Genomic DNA, 20,212 nt, shown 5'->3' on the forward strand with positions numbered 1-20,212 from the left:
AATACGCATGAAGAAGACCACCCTCTTTAGAGTGGTGGTCTTTTTCATAACAACGGCTCATACGGCAAACGTCAGACTATTGCGGAGGAAACGATGAATCAAACACTACGAAAACCATGGACGTATGTCCTCTTTCTGCTACCGCTCCTCGTGCTCTATGTCCTATTTTTCATTTATCCGATGATTTCGGCCACCATTACGAGCTTCATGAAATGGAACGGCCTTACCGAACCGCGTTTTAACGGTTTGACGAATTATAAACACGCCTATCACGATCCCAAATTCTGGGACGCCGTTCTGAATAACGGCAAGTTTATTCTGTTCTCGATTTTCGTGCAGGTTCCCGTCATCTTATTCTTCTCGCTTCTAATAAGCAACGTAAAAAAACTGAAGGGTTTATATAAAACCGCCGTATTCGTCCCTTCCGTCATGTCGACCGCGGTTATCGGCATCCTGTGGAGCTTCATCTACGAGCCGGATATCGGCTTATTCAACCTCGCGTTGACGAAGCTCGGCTTGCAGCCCGTCATGTGGTTGTCCGACTCCCATTGGGCCATGTTCTCGATTCTGATTACCAACGCATGGCAGTGGACGGGATTCTACATCGTCATGGTCCTTGCCGCGATCCTGTCGATCCCTCGGGAAATCGACGAAGCCGCTATCGTCGACGGAGCCGGCGCTTTCACGCGCGCGACCCGGATTACGGTACCGCTCATCATGCCCATCATTTCCGTCGTCATCATGCTGTCCATCGCAGGCGCGATGAAAGCGGCCGATATTATCATCGTCATGACGAAGGGCGGCCCGGGCGGAGTAACGGACGTGATGGCAACCTATTTGATCAAATACGGGATCACGAATGCGAAATACGGGTACGGCAACTCCATCGGGGTGTTGATTTTCGTATTCTCTCTCATGCTTACGGCGTTGTATCAGGTGTTGGTTGCCAGAAGAGTCGAAAGGATCGAATACTAATGACCATGACGCTAAGTTCCATGAAGAGAAGTATCCCGCATATTTTGCTATTCGCGTTTCTTATTTTGACCCTGTACCCGTTCCTGTTCGTCCTCTTCTCGTCCATCAAGTCGGATAACCAGGCGATCGCGAGCAACCCGTTCGGTTTCCCCGCTTCGTTTCACTTCGAGAATTATCGCGAAGCCTGGGTGAACGCGAAGATCAGCGTCTACTTCTTCAATAGTCTGTATATCTCTACGCTCTGCTCGATCGTGACGATTCTGTTCTCTTCGATGGGGGCTTATGCGATTTCGCGGATGCGCTATCTGAAAATAAGCAAAGTAATGTACCAATTAATTCTGATCGGGTTGCTCATTCCGGGCAATGCCTTGCTGCTGCCGATCTTCATCATGCTGAACAAGTTGGAATTCTTCGGTCATGCCGTATTGGGAACCCATATGGCGCTCATCCTGCCTTACACCGCCGGGGCAATTCCGTTCACGGTGATCATACTTGTTGCGTTCATGCGATCGATCCCGGGTGAAATCGAAGAGGCCTCCGTCATGGACGGTTTGAGCGCCAAGGGGATTTTCGCCAAAATCATTATCCCGATTACCATTCCGGCGTTAGTCACCGTCTTCATTATCAATTTCATCGGGAACTGGAACGAATTCCTCATGGCGAATTTCTTCATCTCCTCCGACAATCTACGAACGCTGCCCGTCGGGATGGTCGGCTTCCGCGATATCTATAACACGAATTACGCTCAAATGTCGGCGGGAATCGTCTTCAGCATCCTTCCGGTCATGATCATTTACGCCGTCCTGCAAAAACAAATCATCGAAGGTTTAACCGCTGGCGGCGTTAAGGGCTGAGAACGATTGCGGTCGATAGGAATGGGCATTTCGAGTTGATTATTAACTCTCGCATCCGTTACAGCTTGAAATGGCATAAATAATTCCACATACGGCGTGAAGCACATACCGCCTCGGAACGTCTTGTTTTTTCGACAAGGACGTACCGAGGCGGTTTATTTTTCTATTCCTTGCATGGGATGTGGAGCGGAATGAGCAGGTTTGAAGAAGCTTACCGAGATTGGATCAGGCCCCCATCTCCGCGCGTTTACGTCGCAAAACGCTTTCGATATCCGCTTGGATTTACGCCCTTTTCCTTGGCGAAGCGTCTTGCAAGATAAGACAAGTTCTCGAAGCCGACCTGCTCGGCAATCTCCGCGACAGACAGATCGGTCTTGATCAGCAGCAGCGCTGCCTGTTCGATCCGGTAAGCAATCAGGTATTCGATCAGATTCATCCCGTAGGCCTGCTTCATGCACCTGGACAGATAGGTCGGGTGAAAACGGAAAACCTCGCGGATTTTATGGTAGGAGATGGGCTCGCGGTAATGCGTGCGCAGGAAGTGGGCCACCTTCTCCGCGAGCCGGAGCGCCGTCGAATCTTTCTCGTTCTCGCCGGCGGCGTGCAAGACTTGCAGGATACTCTGAAAAACGAGCTGCTGCTGCCATCTAGCCCAAGCTTGAGGCTGTGGCGCCAGCTCCAGTAATTGCTGCATGCTCGCGTATAAGCTGTCCGGGTTAAGCAAGGCGCAAAATTGCGGTAGCTGCAGCACGCTCGTCTTGATGTTCAGCCGTTCGTCGCTGTCTGCCCGTTCGTACTCGCGATAGCGGGGATGCGGATGATCCGCCCATCCGTCCTTCTCCGCTTCCGACCACATGCCGATGGACTGGAAATGCACGTAATAGAAATGCGTTTCTTCATCGCAGGAGCGGTAGGTCGCATGGCGTTTGTCCGGCTTCAGGATCAGCATATGGCCGGCCTTCACCGGATAGCTCGTCTCTTCTTCTTGGATATAAAGCGTGCCCTTCGTTACGACAAGCAAGTCGAACACGCCGAGATTGGAGCGGTCCGGATGCCGGCAGCCGAAATAGTAGGTGTCTTCGCCGACGGCCAGGAAGCAAGGAAAAGGAGGAGCGGTAAATCGTAGGTTCATTTGCGGCAGCCTCGCTCTGCAGGAAGTCAATTTTGTGTTTATATTCGTCAATCATCCGGCTATTCCTTGTCCGGGCGCCGAATTATGATGTAGGAGAACTCGACAGAGGGAGTTGGGCATCCAATGATGATTAACCTTGCGCATCTTGAGCTGGACGATGACGAAGCCAGCTGGCTGCAGCTGCATGCGCCGCTGTTCGAATGTCCGGACGAGGTTCTGCAGCGCGCGTACTATTACCGATGGTCCGTATTCCGCAAGCATCTCAAACGGACGCCGGCCGGTTACGTCGTGACGGAATTTCTGCCGGATGTCCCGTGGGCGGGGATGTACAACACGATCAGTTGTCCGGCCGGCCACCATTTCTACGAGGGGCGTTGGCTACGCAATCCGGTTTACTTGAACGATTACGCGGCGTTCTGGTTTCGCGGAGGCGGCGAGCCCCGAAGATACAGCTTCTGGGCAGCGGATGCTTTGTACGCGCACTACCTCGTCACCGGGGATGCGGAAGTCGTGCTGACGCTTCTTCCGGACCTGGTTCGGAATTTCGAGGCGTGGGAAAAGGAGCGCAAAGACGAATCCGGGTTGTTCTGGCAGATCGACGATCGGGACGGAATGGAGTTCTCGCTTGGCGGCTCAGGCCTGCGGCCGACCATCAACAGCTACATGTATGCGGATGCCGCGGCGATCGCCGCAATCGCCGAGCTGGCGGGCGACAAGGAATTGAAGGAGACCTACCAGCGGAAAGCACGAGAAATCAAGCTGCTGACCGAGAAGCTGCTTTGGGATGCGGAAGCGAAATTTTTCAAGGTTCGCGTGAATCGCGAAGGGCTTGATTATACGATGAAGCATTCCGCAGCGTGGCGGGACAGGCTGCCGGCGCGGCAATTGCAAGAGGGCAGCCTCGCCGATGTATGCGAGCTGTCCGGCTACATCCCTTGGTGTTTCGGCCTTCCGGGCAAAGGCTTCGAGGAAGCTTGGTCGCGGCTCATGGAGTCCAGTCAATTCTATGCGCCCTACGGTCCGACGACGGCGGAGCGCTCGCATCCGGGTTTCATGATGGAGCACGAGCATGAATGTTTGTGGAACGGGCCTTCCTGGCCGTTCGCCACGACGCTTGCGCTGACGGCCATGGCCCGCGTCATTCGGGACTACGAGCAGGCCTACGTCGGCAAAGCCGATTATTATGATCTGCTTCGGAACTATGCCGGCTCCCATCGCCTTGTTGCGGAGGATGGCAGCTCGATTCCCTGGATCGACGAGAACCTGGATCCGTTCACGGGACAATGGATCGCCCGCGACAAGCTGCATGAGCGGGGCGATGCCAACAAGGACAGAGGCGCGCATTACAACCACTCCGCGTTCTGCGATTTGATCCTGTCGGGCTTGATGGGCATTCGCCCGCGCCCGTACGACGTGTTGGAACTGCAGCCGCTTCTTCCCGAGAGCGCGGACTGGGACTATTTCTGCCTCGAGAACGTCGTTTATCACGGTCGCGAGATCGCTATTCTGTACGATAAGCACGGGACCAGGTACGGCGGCGGATCCGGTTTCCGCATCCACGTCGACGGCATCGAACGATTCCGTTCGGAGAAGGTTCAGGCGGCGACGATTTCACTTTCATACACGTGAGGAGATGCGATTCATGAGCGAAGTTAATCATGCAGGCTGGAGCAAATACGCGAACAATCCCGTACTCGGGGGAGATTACGGCACCTGTTTCGATCTTACGGTGCTGAAGGAAGGCGATGCGTATCGCATGTGGTTTTCCTGGCGTCCGAAATCCAGCATCGCGCTGGTCGAGAGCAAGGACGGCATTCACTGGAGCGAACCGGTTATCGTGCTGAGCCCGCTGGAAGCGACGGGATGGGAGAACGACCTGAACCGGCCGGCCGTCGTCAAACGCGAGGACGGCTATCATATGTGGTATGTCGGGCAGACGTGGAAGCCGGATCGCTCCTGCATCGGTTACGCAAGAAGCGACGACGGCGTTCACTGGGTGCGCCAAAGCGACAAGCCGGCGCTTCAACCGGAGGCCGCATGGGAGAAGGTAGCGGTGATGTGCCCGCATGTGATCTGGGACGAGGATGCGGAGAAATTCCGGATGTGGTACTCCGGTGGCGAACAGTACGAGCCGAACGCCATCGGATACGCCGAAAGCGCGGACGGCCTGAACTGGGAGAAACATGCGGGCAACCCGGTGTTCGACCGCGATCCGGAACGAACGTGGGAGCAGCATAAAGTAACCGCGTGCCAAGTCATTCCTTATCAAGACGGCTTCGCCATGTTCTATATCGGTTTCCGCGACGAAGACTACGCGCAGATCGGAGCCGCTTGGTCCAAGGACGGCATAAACGAGTGGCGGCGCCACCCGCTCAATCCGATTCTGACGCCTGAGCCTGGCGCTTGGGATGCGGAAGCAAACTACAAGCCTTACGCGATCTTCGACGGCGAATCCTGGCTGTTATGGTACAACGGTCGCAACGGACATTTCGAGCAAATCGGACTTGCGATGCACAAAGGCTACGATCTGGGATTCTGGAAGTAAACTTCTTGGTGGCGCGCGCCTTTCATTTCTCGTTCGAAGCCGCCTTCTGCCCCTTTTCATATCAAAAAACGCCACTACCGAGGTAGTGGCGTTTTTCATGAAGCCTAGGGAGGTAGATTCGGAGCGCCGTGCTCCTTCGCCATCGCCCCTTATCCTTTAACCGCCCCGACGGTTATCCCTTTGACGAAGAACCTCTGGAAGAACGGATAGATGAGCATCACCGGCAGGCATCCGAGCACGGCAACGGCCATTTTGATCGCCGTGGAAGGAAGCGTTGCGGACAAGCCGCTGCCCATGCCGGAGGAGGCGCTGCTCATCAGGAATTGCACGTCCAGCAGCATTTTGTTCAGGAGCACCTGAATGCTGAACAGATCGGCATCCGTAATGTAATAGAGCCCGTTCAGCCAATCGTTCCAATAGGACAAACCCACGAGCAATCCCAAGGTCGCCATGATCGGCATCGACATCGGAAGGACGACTTTCATCAGCGTTCCCGATTCGCTTGCCCCGTCGATCTTGGCAGCTTCGATGACGGCTTCGGGAATGTTCGTGGTGAAATAGGTCCGCATCATGATGATGTTGAATGCGGACAGCAGCATCCCCGGGACGATCAATGCCCATATCGTATTCTTGATGTCGAAATATTGCGTCCACATGATATACGACGGCACCAGCCCGCCGCTGAATAACATCGTGAAGAAAATGAAGAACGAGAACACGTTTCTTCCGGGCAGGTCTTTTCTCGATAACGGATAGGCCATCAGCGTCGTCAGCACGATATTCGCTGCCGTGCCGATTGCCGTTACGAGCAAGGTGATCCCGTAGGCTTTTACGATCGAGTTCGAATCGCTTAACAGAAATTTATACGCCGAGAAGTCAAGCGCCGAAGGAATAAACGAATACCCGTTATGGATGAGCACCTTTTCGTCCGTAATGGACGAGATGATGAGAAGCGCGAAAGGAATCAAGCAAAACAGCGCGAGCAGAATCATCATGAGATGCGCGAATAACTGAAAGCCTTTATTATTGTCGACCAAACTTAGGTTCACTCCATTCCGCTAGAACAAGGCGCTGTCTTTATCTATTTTTTTGACCATAACATTCGCTGCGATGACGAGAACGAATCCGACGATGGATTGATAAAATCCGGCTGCCGATGCCATTCCTACGTTGTTCAATTTCGTTAGTCCCCGGTACACGTACGTATCGATGGTGTTCGTAGCATCGATCAAAGCACCGCTATTCATCGGAACCTGGTAGAACAGGCCGAAATCCGAATAGAAGATTTTGCTGATGCTCATCAGCGTCAAGATAATGATGATGGACTTGAGTCCCGGAAGCGTAATATGCTTCATCTGCTTCCATTTGTTCGCGCCATCGATGACCGCGGCTTCATAGTAGGACTTATCGATGCCGACCAGCGTTGCGTAATAAATGATGCAGCTGTAGCCGAACGACTTCCAAATGCTGACGATCACGATGATATAAGGCCAGTATTTCGACGTCGAGTACCAGGAAATCGGATGCATCCCGAGCTTCTCCAAGATGCTGTTGTTCACGAAGCCCGATTCCGAGCTCAGAAACCCGTAAACCAGATAGCTCACGACGACGATCGAAATCAGATGGGGGAGCAAAATGAGCGTCTGATAGCTCTTTCTCGCCGCATTTTGGCGAACGGAGTTGAGTAACATGGCAACCCCTACCGCGATGACGGTTCCTAAGACGATAAAGGTCGCGTTGTACAAAATCGTATTTCGGGTAATCGTCCATGCCTCTTTCGTCTTGAATAAAAATTCGAAATTTTTGAATCCGACCCATGGACTATCCCAGATTCCGATCCGATAATTGATCTTCTTGAACGCGATCATAAGACCGCTCATCGGGATGTAATTATTGACGAGAATATAAATACACCCCGGAATGAGCATCAAATAGAGCGGAATAAACCTTTTGATTCTAACTAGCTTTTTTTTTTAAGCATATGAAGGCAACCTCCGCATATCTTCATCCGAACTCGGATCGGATGTTATTTATTTGCCGCCAGCCAGGCATCAAGCTGCTTTTGCTTCTCCGCGATAATCTTATCGACGCCGGCAGCCTTCAACTCTTCCGAATACTTCGGCAGCGTCTTGGCAGGATCCAATGTACCGGTCTCCAAAGCCAGGGCGTATTTCGCGTCGACGTTGCTTACCATCGTAATTTCGTTCGCTACGGTTTCGGCATTGAAGCGGAAACCTTTCGCCGGCGATTGGTGCGCGGAACTGTTATATTGCTCCAAGTATTCCCATTTGTTCTCGGGATCGCCTTTCCAGAGATAGGAGATCGCGGCGTTCGGCGTTGCCCACGGCAGCGACATCCAGCCCGTGTTCCCCGAATCTACGCCTTGCGGATAATCGATAATTCCTTTAGCTTCGTCCACCATGACGTAGTTCCGATCTTTCACGCCATACACGAGCAAGTTCGAAATATCGGCATTCGTATGCACGAGGTTCAAGAACTCGACCGCTTTCTCCGGATTTTCGCTTCCGCTCGCGAGCGACCAACCCATGCCGGCAACGTGCCCCGTAATCGAGAACGGCTTCGTCAGTTCGACGACCGTGAACGATTGTCCCACTTGTTTGGCGATATCGTCGACGTTGCCCGGATTCAATCCGCTGAATCCGCCCATCACTTTACCTGCCTTCAGCAAGCTGACCCGGCTTTCGGAGTTGTTGGCCGCGTCGGGCATGACCAGGCCGCTCTTCGACCACTTGTACATATGGTTCACGAAGTCTTTGTAGCTGTCCGTATCGATCATGTTGACGACTTTCGTGCTTTCTCCCATGGCATCGATGACCCCCGGGCCAGTTCCCAAATTGTCTTCGGTGTTCGGACGATAGACGTTCGTGAAATCAAGTCCGATCGGATACATGTCCGGATGCAGCTTCTTCGCTTCGTTCATGACCGCTTCCAGCTGATCGTACGTTTTCACTTCTTCCGGCTTCAAGCCGATTTCGTCCGCGATGTCTTTGCGCATGATAAAGCCGTAATTCGTCGCTTTTTCTTTGGCGGTCGGGATGGCATAAATTTCGTTATCGATCGATACGGCGCGCTTATCCCCTTCGCTGAGCTTGCCCAAAATATCTTTGCCGTGATCCTCCAACAATTTCGTCATCGGTAAAATCTGTCCGCTGTTCGCGAGCGTGTTGATATCCAGGGCGAACGTGACGAACAGATCCATCTTCTCGCCGGACTGCATGGCCAGATTGGCCTGCTGTTGGAAAGAACCGAAACCGACTCTCGTAATGTTGACGTCCACGTTGATCAACGGTTCGGCGATTTTGTCGATTGCCTCTTCGACGGCTTTGATATCTTCCTCTTTGCCGTCGCCGACCATCATAAGATCGACCGTATACGGTTCCTCCGCGGCCGCGTTTTGGGACGGCTTGTTGCCTTGCGATGTATCGGCGCTTTCGTTCGGCTGGTCGTTGTTATTCCCGCAAGCGGTAAACAACGCCGACGCCAACGTCAACACCGAGAGTAAAGCCAACTTCTTTTTCTGTTTCATTGCTGTGTAGACTCCCTTCGAAACTGGTTAGAGTTATAAGGCCTTCTTCATCTTAGCGGTTGGCAAGGCTGTCGCTCTACCGAACTTGTTACGGTTATTATCACTTTTAATCCTGTCCTTCGCCGGCCCGTGCGCCATTGTCAGAAATGTAACCTGCCGCTGTTCGATTTGTAACTTGATCATGCAAACTTGTACATACAAATTTACTCATTCAAAGCGAATACCCTCTCGCACGCTCGCAAGCATGCAGGAGGGTATTCATTGGCGTTTCCCGTTATCCGCGATCTTCGGCAGGCGTGACGTTCCAGGTCTTCTTGTATACCTGGGAAAAGTGAGAGAAGTTCGCGTAGCCGACCTTCATCGCGATGATGCTGATCGGCAGCTTGGTCGATTTCAACATCGCTTGCGCCAGCTTCATCTTCTCCATCACGATAAATTCTTTGAGCGACATGCCCGTCTCGGATTTGAACAATCTGGACAAGTAGTTCGGATTCAAATACACTTCATTGGCGATATCCGTGCGTCTGATATCTTGGTCGATATGATCGCGTATGTACTGGATCACGACGTCGACTTGATTTTTCATTTCTTCTTTGGAGCCTGGAAACTGCTTGAAAAACTCCGTCGTAAACGCAATCAATTCTTTCATATCGTCCACGTTCGCGTACGAGTTCAGCCCTTTCTCCAGACTGTGCTCGTCCCGAAAAATCCGTTCCAGCGAAATGTCCATCGTCTCCGCGGTCGTATACAGGATCTGCATGAACTGCTGATAAAACCGCTTGAGAAATCCGGCGTCGATCTTCCCGTCGATCGCCAGCCGATCCAGTAAATCGCAAGCTTGATCGCGAACGACTTCCGTATCCCCCTGCTCGAGCAGCTTGCTCCACATTCTCATGTTAGGGATCGGATAAGAAACGGCCTGATCTTCGGTACGATCCTTCAAATGAAACACTTTGCTCGCGAACGAAACGTTGTTCTGCATCAGCTCGAGCAGCAGCGCCGCTTGACCAGGCGTCTCCGCTACGGATATTGCATCCCCCGTATAACAAGCAATATCGCAGCCGTAATAGTCGCGATACACGTCCATCAATTTATTCAGCTGCCGCAATACGCCTTCTTGATCAATTAACTTCCCGCCGGATGCATGCACGAACAACAAAAATCGTTCGTCTTCGATTTGGGCGACCAGCACGTGCTGGCCGTACCGTGCGAACAGCTCCGTCACGATATTCCCGATCGAGAATTTCAGCATGCCGCTGCGCCAGGAATCCATCGACGCTTTCAAATGAAAGACGTCGAGCGTCACGAGATATACCCGATCCAACGCATCCAGCGATACCTGAATTTGGTTTAGATCATTGATGAAGCGCATCGAATCTTTGTTCCTGCGAAAAATCCAATCCTTGACGATATTGTCGAGTAGAATCTCTTTGCTGTGCTGAAACATTTTACCGTACGCGTAAAATTTCTTCGTTTCGTTTTTCTGTTTGATTTTACGGATCGCGTTACGGATCGTATTTTCAATCGTTTCGTATCTCGCGGGCTGCAGAATATAATCGAAGCCTCCCAGCTGCATCGCTGTTTTCGCATACGTAAAGTCGGCATGAGCCGTTAAAAAAATGCATTCGATATCGATTTCCTGGTCGCGCGTCCACTGGTATAACTCCAACCCGGTTTCGGCCGGCATTTCGATATCGCACAGCATGATGTCGATGGGGCGGCTTCTTAGCATTTCTCGCGCTTCGAACGCATTGTAAGCCTTCAGCACGTCCTTCACGCCGATTTTCGCCCAATCGATGCCGAAGAATAATCCGTTCACCACTTGCGTCTGATCGTCTACGATGAGTACGTTCACGTGATAGCTCTTCCTTTCGCTTCATCCGAACGATACGGAATAAAAATATCGATGCATGCACCGCCCGAAGTACTGAATAGGAAGGTGCATTTATTCTGGTAAACCACGTTGCATCTTCGGATGACGTTCAGAATGCCGACATGGCCTTTCAACGCGTTCGGATTCGAATCGTTCAGCAACGCCAGCATGTCGTCCGAGAATCCGGCTCCGTTATCCATAATCGTAATATTCACCCATTGATCGTCTTCGTTTTCAAGCAGGCTTGCTTTGATCGAAACGATCAGTTGTTTATGGATCGAAACGGCATGCTTGATGGAATTCTCGACGAACGTCAAGATCGAAACCGGCAAAATCGGGAAATCGTTTAAACGCTCGTCGATGTTCGCTTTGCAGACCAACTCATGAGAAGCGCTCATCTGCTGTAACGCCATATAGTTCTGCACGTTGGAAATTTCGTTCTCGAGCGGGACCAAGGAATCGTTCTCTTGAAACATGTATCTTAAATGCCGCGACAACAGGAGAATCATCTCTTGAATTTGATCGTATTTCTTCTGCTCCGCGATTCCGAACAGGTTCTTCAGCACGTTCAAGTAAAAATGGGGCTTGATCTGAATCTGCAGGAACTGAAGCTCAGCCTGCTGCTTCTTCATCTCTTTCTCGTAGCTCTCGATCTTCAAATCTTTGATTTCCGTCATCATTTCATTGAACGTATGACTCATTTGCCTAAATTCTTTCACGCTTGAACCCGTCTCCATCGTCGCGTCCAGATGGCCGTTTTTGATCTGCTTCATCGTGACCATCATTCGCTTTAACGGGATGAAATAAGAACGCTCCAACAAGAGGAACGAGATAAACATCAGCAATACGATAAACACGGAACCGACCAGGAAAGCGATTTGAACCGTGTCCAAATAAAACAGAAATCCTCGATATGGCATGATATAAATATAGTTCAGCTGGACGGCGGCCGAATAATTCTGAACCACGAAATAACGCTGCGAACCGCCGGAAATGTAATGAGATTCGTCATGCTTCCGAATCGATATTCCCTTGTCCTTTATCATGTCGACGGAAGTGAGCGGAATCCCTTCCCGATTGGCGAATACGAAAAAACCGGTGTCTTGGTTTTGACTGAAGCTTTGCGGTACGATGACGTTGTCGAAATCGATCATGCACATCGAATACGTGTCTTTCGCTTCCAAGATGCGGAACAAATAAAATTTCCCGTCGATTTCGTGAGGGAACCAGCCTTTCGACCGATAGTTTTCTTTCGTTTGCAGCACGGATTTCAAATAGCTTTCGGCACCTTGCCGGATGTCGTGGCTATAGTTTTGGCTATACGTTTTATAGAAGAGGTCGTTCGTTTTAGAATAAACGAACATGCCCCCGATGATTTCGTTCGTTTGAAAATAGCCCTTGTATTTATTCATCATGTCTTGCGCGTAAAATTGCAAATCGATCGGATCCTGTTTAAACATCAATTTCATGAAGCTGTAATCGTTCGATACTAAGTTCGACATATACAAGTCGGCGTTTCTTAGATTTTTCTCGAACGTGCTCTGATACAGCATGATTGCATTCCGGTTCGTTTGTTCGATCTTGGTATTCAAGACGTTGACGACATACAAATTATAAACGGTCAGCAGCAGCACGAGAGGTACAACAAAGATCATCATGATCAATACGACTTGCTTTTTCGAAGAAATATTCAGCTTCTTCATCGACTTATCACCAACTTATGTCCATTCAATGCCTAATTATTGTCTACCTGCAAGAACGATGTCAATCGTTCGGAACAAAAGACCGAATCTGATAGTCGCGAAAACAGAAAAGAGGGATGCCATCCATACGGCATCCCTCTTTCCTGATTACTTCAAAGCGAAGTATCGCGTTACTGAATGATGTTGTAGATCAGTTGGGCCGATTCGGCACGAGTAGAAATTCCTTTCGGCTCGAACTTGCCTGCTGCTCTGCCTTTGATCCAATGCAATTCGCCCGCCGCTTGAACATACGACTGCGCCCAATCGGACACTTGGTCGGAGTCCTTGAAGAAGCTTCCCGAATAGCTGCCCAGCTTCGTTCCTTTGAGCACTTCATATGCTCGCGCAGCCATGATGACCATTTCTTCGCGCGTAATCGCGCCATTCGGATCAAACGCCGAGGCGCTCTTGCCTTTGGTAATGCCCGAAGCGTATGCAACCGAGATCGGCATAGCGTACCAAGCGTCCGCCGCCACGTCGTCGAAGCGCACGTCCGATGTTTGCGTCAGCCCCAATGCCCGCACGAGCATGGCAATGAACTCGGCGCGAGTCACTTGACGTCCCGGCTCGAAGGTCGTACTGGACGTACCTACGATAATGTGCTTGGCTGCCAATGCTTGTATCACGTTGTACGCCCAATGACTCGATGGTAGATCCGTGAACGCTACGCTGCCCGTTTGCCCCGGCTGCGTGCCCGAATCCCCCGATCCCGATGGCGGCGTTGTAGTCGTAGCAGCCGTTACCGTTACTGCTACCGTCTTCGCGAAGCTTCCATCCGCCGTCGTTGCCGTAATCGTTGCAGAGCCGGCAGCTACTGCCGTCACGACACCGTTGGCTACCGTCGCGACCGCACTGTTGCTCGAGCTCCATGTTACGGTTTTGTTCGTCGCGTTCGACGGAGCGACCGTCGCCGTCACGGTACCCGTATCGCCCGCTTTCAGGTTCAAACTGCCGCTGTCAACCGTCAGGCCCGTTACGGCTATCGTCGGCGGATTGGTTACAGGCGGCACTGTCGTCACCTTCGCGATCTCGGAACGGTCTCTGACTCTGATTCTCGGGTGCATGTCCGAATCGCTGACCACCTCGCCGATGGAAGCCAAACCGACGACGGAAACCTTTGCTCCGTCTGCAATGAACGGAAGCGTCGTTCCCTTCGTGATGTAGCCGTTAATGAATACGATCGCCGGGCCGGACCCGTCATCGATCGTAAATTGGTTGACCGTTCCGTCCGAGTCTTTGTAAATATTCGATACGATGCCCTCCGTTTTCACCAAAAGCCCGGTGTTGCCGGATGACATGGAAGCAGTCGTCGAGAGAGCGGAAGGCTCGCGTTTATGGATGTTTGGATCCAAAATCGTCATTGCGCTGACCGTCAACTCGACTTCGCCTTGATAATGCGTAATCTTGCCGGAGAACCTCGCTTTTTGTCCCTCTTGAATGCCCGAGGCAACCGGGAATAGATTGATGCCGCCCGATGCGTCCTGCGCATAAATAGAGTCGAAGAAGCCTTTGTTCGTATCCGGATTCGTGCTTTGCGTATTGACCTCGCTCGTTGCCGTTGCTTCAATGGTAACGTCCGTTCCATCCGGCAGATTCTTGGCGTCGGCAATGGTTGTGATTGTCTGCGGATTAACCGATTTGTATAGATTCTCCATTAAATTGTAGTTGGCGTAAGGCAATGTACCGGCGTTTTCTTGCGTCACCTGTATTTCGAAGTTACTCATGAACGATCCGCCGGCAACGACGACAAGAGAAGTCTTACCGTTCTCATGCGTGACCGTTTCGGACGCCGCCAGCAGTTTTTCTTCCGGATTCGCCGCAACCTCGCTGTTTGGATTGACATACTTCGGTATATAAAGACCTTGCGAATTATTGATTCCCTTATCCGTTTTATTCGTTCCGACGGTGACGAAGGGAAAGGCATCCTTAGTCGAGCCATAACCGAAGTTATCATTATCGGTTTCAGCCGAATACGTGGTCGGGAAGCCGAACACGAGCGGGCTGACCGTTGCCGGCAACGTCGTGGCTCTCTCGCCGTTCGCCGGATCTACGGCGTAAATGGTCGAGCCCGAGTATTGGCTGTAAGTCTGTCCGTCGACGACGCCTTGCAGCAGCGGATTCGCCATATTGAACTCCGTCGGATACAAGCGATACGATTGTCCGCCGTTCTTATCATCGTCCATCACCTCGTCGTCGCCTTCGCGCAGCGTGGAACCGATGGCTGCCAGGACGTCGTTCTGCAGCTCGGACATATGTTTCTTCGGCGCTGCCGGATCAGCGTTCGCGGATTCCGCGTAGTCCGCGATATCTCCGAAGACAAGCGTGTTTCCGTTTTCCGCAAATGCCTTCAACGCCGCGATTTCCGCCGTCGTGTAATTTGCCGGAGTCAGCCATGCGGCAACGCTTTTTCTGGAAGGAGCATTCAGAATAATCATTTTGTATTTCGGATTGCTCGTAGCGGCGATGAATTCCGCCGACGTATTCAGTTGCACGACTCTCACGCCGTTTTGCCCCGCGAGCGTCATCATGTTGGTCATTGAATTCGGGTAGCTTCCTCCGCTGACGTACTCATTGCCATGCGAGGCATCAAGCCCGACATACGACACGGTGCTAATATCGAACACCTTCATCTTGCTGGTCGCCGTATACGTCTTATCGACGCCGTTCACCGTAATCACGGCGCTGATCGTCACTGTTTTGGATCCGGTCGTCGTCGGCGTATAGCTGAATACATGGGTAGCATCGCCTGAGGACGCTATGCTCGTGCCCAGGGTAAACGTTTTGTCAGCCGCGGAATCTCCGTCTACGGTATAAGAAACGGACTTCAGCGTGACAGGCGTGCTTTCATTATTGAAGAATTTTGTCGTTACATTCAACGCCTCTGTCGTAACGGGCATGACGGAGCTGTTGCTTACCGAGGTGATTCCGACCTTCGGCGCCGAACCGAGCCAAATCGGCGCCGTCACGGCGACAAAACCCTGGTTGTCCGTGATGATCGCGAAGTAATAGCCGGCAGCCGGTGCCGTCATCGAATACGTGTAATTCGCGTTATGGGTTCCGGCAGCGTACGTCTGTTGATCGACGATCTTGCCTCCATAGCCGATCAGCTTGACGGAAGCGATATCGCTTGTCGCCGCGCTTGGGTTTTTATTCTCCGCCGTTACCGTTATGCTCGCGCTTGCGGGGGGAACGTCCACGATGGCGCCCATGCTGTAGGCGGTCGTCCCGGCGGTCAGATGATAGGTGACGTCCAAATCCCTGTTTTCCGTCGCCCATACCGAACGGTCTCGTATCGCCTGATAGATTCCGCTTAATGTAAAGTCGTTCGTATAAACAACGGTCGCAGCGGTATTCGACGTTCCCCAGCCCTTCTTGTGATTGTCTCCGTTATTGGACGGGGCCAAGTGCCAGCCTTTATCCAACGCCAAGATATACTGGTCGATCGACTGGAAGTAGCCGCCCGAGCCGACGGCGCCTTCGCCGTTGCCGACTTCGACGAGCGTAATTTTATCGTCTATCGCGCTGTCCAAATACGCGAAATCCGTAAAGTTGCCGAACGTATAGCCGGGATGATTGAACTGCGATACGGAGCCGGGCGTATTCTCGAGCATTTCATAATACTCCCGCATGCCCGCATCGTTCGTTTTGTTATTCAACGTCGCGTTGTTGCGGCTGACGACGCCGGACGTGTTGAACGTATTGATGTGTCCGGGGCCGCCCGCCCATGTCATCTCATAGCCGTAGTCGGCGACGAAAGATGCCGTCGCAGCGTTCGCCGCAGCCTGTTTGCCTTCCAGCCAACGCGCGTTGGTCGTGTTGAAATCATTAATATTGTGATCCGCGTTGACGTCGTAAGTGGCCGTATCGTAAGAATTGGAGTGGTCGGACAAGAAGAAGAAATCATATTTGCCCTGGTCTTTCGCATAAGCGAATGCCTCTGCCAAGGTCCCTTGACCGTCCGAGTTGAGCGTATGTCCGTGCAGGGATCCATAATAGTTCTTCTCCCCGCCGGCAGCTTTTTTGGCCGTATACGTGAAGGTTGAAGGATCGCTGTCCGTATAATTCGCAAGCGTGGCCTTTGCTACGATTCTTACCGGGAAGTAGGAGGCATCCAAGGTGATTGGAGCCGTATAAACTTGATTGGCTGTACCCACCAGAATACCGTCCGTGGAAGAATACGAATTTTTATAGATCGAATAAAGGATGGCTGAATCCGCCGTAGCCGACGTTAATGCGATTGGAGTTGAGGCGGTAATCGCTGAACTCCCCGGGTTCGCTACTACATTAGCGGCCTTGCTTTGCGTATAGGTAAACGTTTGCGTCGCCGTTGTATACGTGCCGTCTGACGCAGTTGCCGTAATCGTTGCAATGCCGTTTTGGAAGGCATCGACCGTAACTTCAACCGAATTGCCGGTGCTCGTAACAGGAGCGCCTCCATTTAAACGATAGGTTATCGTCGCGCCTGTTGTTGCAGTGGCAAGCGTCACCTTGGATTGAAGCGGCACGGCCGTTCCGGAAGGTGCGCTCGCGGTCATGAACTCAACAGTCGGGGCTGCAGTTGCAACGAGATCGGCCGTATTGGAAGAAAACAACTGTACGCCGTTGCTATAATTCACGATCGCCTTTGTGATATTCACGTAAGTTCCAGCTGTCAGAGTAATCGCTTTGGTACGTAATGCAGCCGTTATACCTGCCTGGCTGACGGTGTGATTGTAATAGCTCGTTCCGGTTCCGGTGACCGTATCGAGTTTCACGGTATTAAAGGAGACCAGCATGCCCTCATAGGTTCTGTCCGCAAGCTGACTGAACATGATTTTGGTCGGCGTCGGAAGCGTCGGGCTACTGTTACGTACCACGACAGTCGATGCGTCCACGGCATCCGGAACGATCTCCATCAAGCCGTTATACGGCGATGTCTTCCCGTGGACATAGATTTCTTTGCCCACATAGGAGGAGAAGTCTGCACCGGCTTTATAAATACAGAGACCGCTGCCGGCGTTCATGCCGTCTTGCATGTATAAGGTCGTGTTTCCGTTCAAGTACGTACCGATGCCTTTTACCCAGACATTTGTCCCGGCGGCAAGTTTTTTCGCGTCGGCATTCGATGTAACGATCTGTTGGTTAAAGGAAAACGTAACGGCATCGGACGCTATAAGCGTAGGCGATTTCGCTACCGCCTTAACGACAAACGAGTTAGTTTCCGTAAAACCGCCTTCGGAAAGAGCCGTGATCGGCGCTGTATATAATTTTGTGGAGCCGCCCACTGCAGTCGCCGGCGTCGAACCGTCTGTCGTGTAATATATTTGCGCGGTTGGATCTGCATTCGCTAAAGCGATAGGCGTTACATCCAATAGGTTTCCGGTTGTATCCGGCGATGTCGTCGTGACGGGCGTAGTCAATGCCGGATCCTTGGTTCCGTAGAGTTGAATGTTGTTCATGCTGCTGGTACCGGCTGCAGCGACTACGCCGTTTCCTTCGGAAACTTCGGATTTCTGAATGATTCGGATATATAATGCGTTTAGATTTTCTGCCCCTGCAGGCAAAGCCATGCCGAATTGCTCAGGGCTCGTACTCTCGATTTTAACGGGAAAGCCTGCCGTTCCGACTGGATTTCCGAATACCGTCCAATCCGATCCGTTGGCGCTCCACTCGGTATTGAATTCGCTCGGACCGGTTCCCGAAGAACGGGCATTGAAATTTAAAACGAGATCCTTGAATCCAGCGGTGGAGGTCTTGATATACCAGTATCCTTTATCCGTCTGTCCATTGAAACCGTTGCTTGTGATCAACGAGGACGTATAGGTAAAGGATGCAGTGACTTGCGTGTTATTTTTGAATAATTGCAAGGTCGAATCTGTCGTATCCGGGGCTGTCTTGTAATAACCGCTCGTTGCCGTGAAGTTTCCGTTCGCGGCGGTTACGTCTCCAATCGTTCCATAGCTCCAGGTTGCAATATCCGTTTTCCCCTCGATGCTTTGCGGTGGATTTTCAACGGATTTGCCGTTGTTGATCGCCGCGAATGCCGTTGTTGCCGGAAATGTCGGCAAAATGCTGTTAACTACTAATAGGCAGGATAGGCCTATGCTCCACAGCGCTTTTTTTAATGCTTTCATGTCCTCGCTCCTTATACGATTATTTATCGCAAAATATTCGCATCGAATGAACGCATCAGAAGAGCCTGCATGATGACGAATTGACCTCCGCTTGTCCCGCAGCCTTCCAGAGGGATTCATTTATACGTCTATTCTCGCAAACATTAAATAACCTGCTTGACCAGCTTGTCCTCTAAATTTCCGTGAAATTGAATTCGTCGCCACTTTTAGTTACTAGGGGCCCAAATATATCTTCCGGCGTGATCGATATATCCAATTCTTCCGTCGGACAAGCTTACTTTTGCAATTCCGTTTCTGAATGCTCCGGCTTTATTGCGTTTAATAATATTGTTCTCATCACTAGCAACGACCGGAGCAATGCTAAGCTTTCCCTCCTGATTCATATATCCGCCAGCCCCGTCGGCAATTGGCACTAAGCCTTCCGCAAACCGCGTCTCGTTCATGTTGTCCTTTAACTTGGGGCCGATTTTGTAGGCTCCGGATTCATCGATATACCCGATGGAGTAATCGTTGATGCTCTCCCCTTCGCATACCTTTGCGAGCCCTTCGGAGAACTCGTATGCCTTCGTGAATTTAGGTTCGATCTTCATCTTTCCCTTTGTATCGATATATCCGTATTGAACGATGGACGTTTCCTTGTTCTGCACGGCAACGGCTGCTAAACCATCGGAAAAGCTTCTGCCGGAACGATATGGACTCGCGTCAATCTTTACTTTCCCCGTTTTGTCTATGTACTGGTAGTCGTTGTCTTTCTTGACTAGAGCTAAGCCATCTGAAAAAGGATAGGCTTCGTCATATTGATAGGGGATCGCAAATTTTCCGTAGCGATCGATATATCCGTACATTTCGGTACCTTCATCCTGTACTAAAATCATGCCTTCGCTTTGCGCCGGAACATCGCTTTGAGGGGTCATCATCGAAACGATATTCATGTCAGCCGGCAAGGTGGCTAAGACCTTTCCTCTTTTATCAAGGGTGTAATAGTTAAGATCATACGTCTCCTGATCCAGGATGATCGCGCCGGCTACACCGTCGGAATATAAGCTTAAATAGGAATAATCCGGATCGACGATCATCTTCCCGGTCCTATCTATGGCGCCGTATTTGACATGATTTTCTTCCTCGGTATCGTTGCTGCCATCTGAACTTTCGTTAATCTGTACGATCGCGATACCCTCATGAAAGTCATCGGCCCACGCATAAGTCGGTTGTATTGCAATATTGCCCTTTTTATCTATATACCCCCATTTCCCTTCGACTTGCACAGGATATAATAATGTTTCTGCGCCCTTCTTCTTATTTTCAGTCAAGATCCCTGTGATTATCGCCGCTATCATAATTGCAAGGATCAATAGTGTCATACGCAGCCTTTTTTTCATCTTACTTTTATCCTTTCTTCACGAACATGCATCTGCAACGCCTGATTCCCAC

12 protein-coding genes are annotated in these 20,212 nt (G+C 51.3%); 4 read left to right on the forward strand and 8 right to left on the reverse strand.

Annotated features, from left to right (window positions below; translation table 11 throughout):
- The first annotated feature begins 93 nt into the window (after nucleotides 1–93).
- The gene (locus AC0YNU_RS05270) at nucleotides 94–975 is read left to right on the forward strand and encodes a carbohydrate ABC transporter permease (RefSeq protein ID WP_475753837.1); all 882 of its coding nucleotides are present in this window, start codon (nucleotides 94–96) and stop codon (nucleotides 973–975) included.
- Nucleotides 975–1,829, forward strand: a complete 855-nt coding sequence (locus tag AC0YNU_RS05275) for a carbohydrate ABC transporter permease (protein ID WP_475753839.1) — start codon at nucleotides 975–977, stop codon at nucleotides 1,827–1,829. The genes AC0YNU_RS05270 and AC0YNU_RS05275 overlap by 1 nt, the downstream gene beginning before the upstream one ends.
- Before the next feature lie 247 nt (nucleotides 1,830–2,076).
- Here the strand turns inward: AC0YNU_RS05275 and AC0YNU_RS05280 are convergent, their stop codons facing one another.
- The gene (locus tag AC0YNU_RS05280) at nucleotides 2,077–2,961 is read right to left on the reverse strand and encodes a helix-turn-helix transcriptional regulator (RefSeq protein WP_475753841.1); all 885 of its coding nucleotides are present in this window, start codon (nucleotides 2,959–2,961) and stop codon (nucleotides 2,077–2,079) included.
- A gap of 123 nt (nucleotides 2,962–3,084) precedes the next feature.
- Here AC0YNU_RS05280 and AC0YNU_RS05285 point away from each other — a divergent pair, with 123 nt between their 5' ends.
- Together AC0YNU_RS05285 and AC0YNU_RS05290 are read left to right on the forward strand one after the other, a co-directional pair.
- Nucleotides 3,085–4,590: an MGH1-like glycoside hydrolase domain-containing protein gene (locus AC0YNU_RS05285; protein WP_475753843.1), complete on the forward strand. Its 1,506-nt coding sequence runs from the start codon at nucleotides 3,085–3,087 to the stop codon at nucleotides 4,588–4,590.
- 13 nt (nucleotides 4,591–4,603) lie between these two features.
- On the forward strand, nucleotides 4,604–5,506 hold the full coding sequence (locus AC0YNU_RS05290; RefSeq protein ID WP_475753845.1) for a glycoside hydrolase family protein: 903 nt from the start codon (nucleotides 4,604–4,606) through the stop codon (nucleotides 5,504–5,506).
- Nucleotides 5,507–5,655: 149 nt separating this feature from the next.
- On the opposite strand, the gene AC0YNU_RS05295 is transcribed toward AC0YNU_RS05290, so the two are convergent.
- The 7 genes from AC0YNU_RS05295 to AC0YNU_RS05325 form a co-directional block, all read right to left on the reverse strand.
- The gene (locus tag AC0YNU_RS05295) at nucleotides 5,656–6,543 is read right to left on the reverse strand and encodes a carbohydrate ABC transporter permease (protein ID WP_475753847.1); all 888 of its coding nucleotides are present in this window, start codon (nucleotides 6,541–6,543) and stop codon (nucleotides 5,656–5,658) included.
- 21 nt (nucleotides 6,544–6,564) lie between these two features.
- Nucleotides 6,565–7,434 carry an ABC transporter permease gene (locus tag AC0YNU_RS05300; protein WP_475753988.1) on the reverse strand — a complete coding sequence of 290 codons (870 nt, stop codon included), beginning with the start codon at nucleotides 7,432–7,434 and terminating at the stop codon, nucleotides 6,565–6,567.
- 98 nt (nucleotides 7,435–7,532) lie between these two features.
- A complete protein-coding gene (locus tag AC0YNU_RS05305; RefSeq protein WP_475753849.1) occupies nucleotides 7,533–9,053 on the reverse strand; it encodes an ABC transporter substrate-binding protein in 1,521 nt (506 codons plus the stop codon).
- 274 nt (nucleotides 9,054–9,327) lie between these two features.
- On the reverse strand, nucleotides 9,328–10,908 hold the full coding sequence (locus AC0YNU_RS05310) for a response regulator transcription factor (protein WP_475753851.1): 1,581 nt from the start codon (nucleotides 10,906–10,908) through the stop codon (nucleotides 9,328–9,330).
- Nucleotides 10,905–12,629 carry a sensor histidine kinase gene (locus tag AC0YNU_RS05315; protein WP_475753853.1) on the reverse strand — a complete coding sequence of 575 codons (1,725 nt, stop codon included), beginning with the start codon at nucleotides 12,627–12,629 and terminating at the stop codon, nucleotides 10,905–10,907. The genes AC0YNU_RS05310 and AC0YNU_RS05315 overlap by 4 nt, the downstream gene beginning before the upstream one ends.
- 170 nt (nucleotides 12,630–12,799) lie before the next feature.
- The gene (locus tag AC0YNU_RS05320; RefSeq protein WP_475753856.1) at nucleotides 12,800–18,781 is read right to left on the reverse strand and encodes an S-layer homology domain-containing protein; all 5,982 of its coding nucleotides are present in this window, start codon (nucleotides 18,779–18,781) and stop codon (nucleotides 12,800–12,802) included.
- Between the two features lie 206 nt (nucleotides 18,782–18,987).
- Nucleotides 18,988–20,160, reverse strand: coding sequence for a WG repeat-containing protein (locus tag AC0YNU_RS05325; protein ID WP_475753858.1), 1,173 nt, complete (start codon nucleotides 20,158–20,160; stop codon nucleotides 18,988–18,990).
- Between the last annotated feature and the right edge of the window lie 52 nt (nucleotides 20,161–20,212).

The organism is Paenibacillus sp. J31P316 (assembly GCF_056269105.1).

Excerpts from the sequence above, each read along its gene's own strand:
- AC0YNU_RS05270 (WP_475753837.1), top strand. The coding sequence starts at position 94 with ATGAATCAAACACTACGAAAACCATGGACGTATGTCCTCTTTCTGCTA.
- AC0YNU_RS05315 (WP_475753853.1), bottom strand. The coding sequence starts at position 12,629 with ATGAAGAAGCTGAATATTTCTTCGAAAAAGCAAGTCGTATTGATCATG.
- AC0YNU_RS05280 (WP_475753841.1), bottom strand. The coding sequence starts at position 2,961 with ATGAACCTACGATTTACCGCTCCTCCTTTTCCTTGCTTCCTGGCCGTC.
- AC0YNU_RS05290 (WP_475753845.1), top strand. The coding sequence starts at position 4,604 with ATGAGCGAAGTTAATCATGCAGGCTGGAGCAAATACGCGAACAATCCC.
- AC0YNU_RS05275 (WP_475753839.1), top strand. The coding sequence starts at position 975 with ATGACCATGACGCTAAGTTCCATGAAGAGAAGTATCCCGCATATTTTG.
- AC0YNU_RS05320 (WP_475753856.1), bottom strand. The coding sequence starts at position 18,781 with ATGAAAGCATTAAAAAAAGCGCTGTGGAGCATAGGCCTATCCTGCCTA.
- AC0YNU_RS05285 (WP_475753843.1), top strand. The coding sequence starts at position 3,085 with ATGATGATTAACCTTGCGCATCTTGAGCTGGACGATGACGAAGCCAGC.
- AC0YNU_RS05305 (WP_475753849.1), bottom strand. The coding sequence starts at position 9,053 with ATGAAACAGAAAAAGAAGTTGGCTTTACTCTCGGTGTTGACGTTGGCG.
- AC0YNU_RS05325 (WP_475753858.1), bottom strand. The coding sequence starts at position 20,160 with ATGAAAAAAAGGCTGCGTATGACACTATTGATCCTTGCAATTATGATA.
- AC0YNU_RS05300 (WP_475753988.1), bottom strand. The coding sequence starts at position 7,434 with ATGCTCATTCCGGGGTGTATTTATATTCTCGTCAATAATTACATCCCG.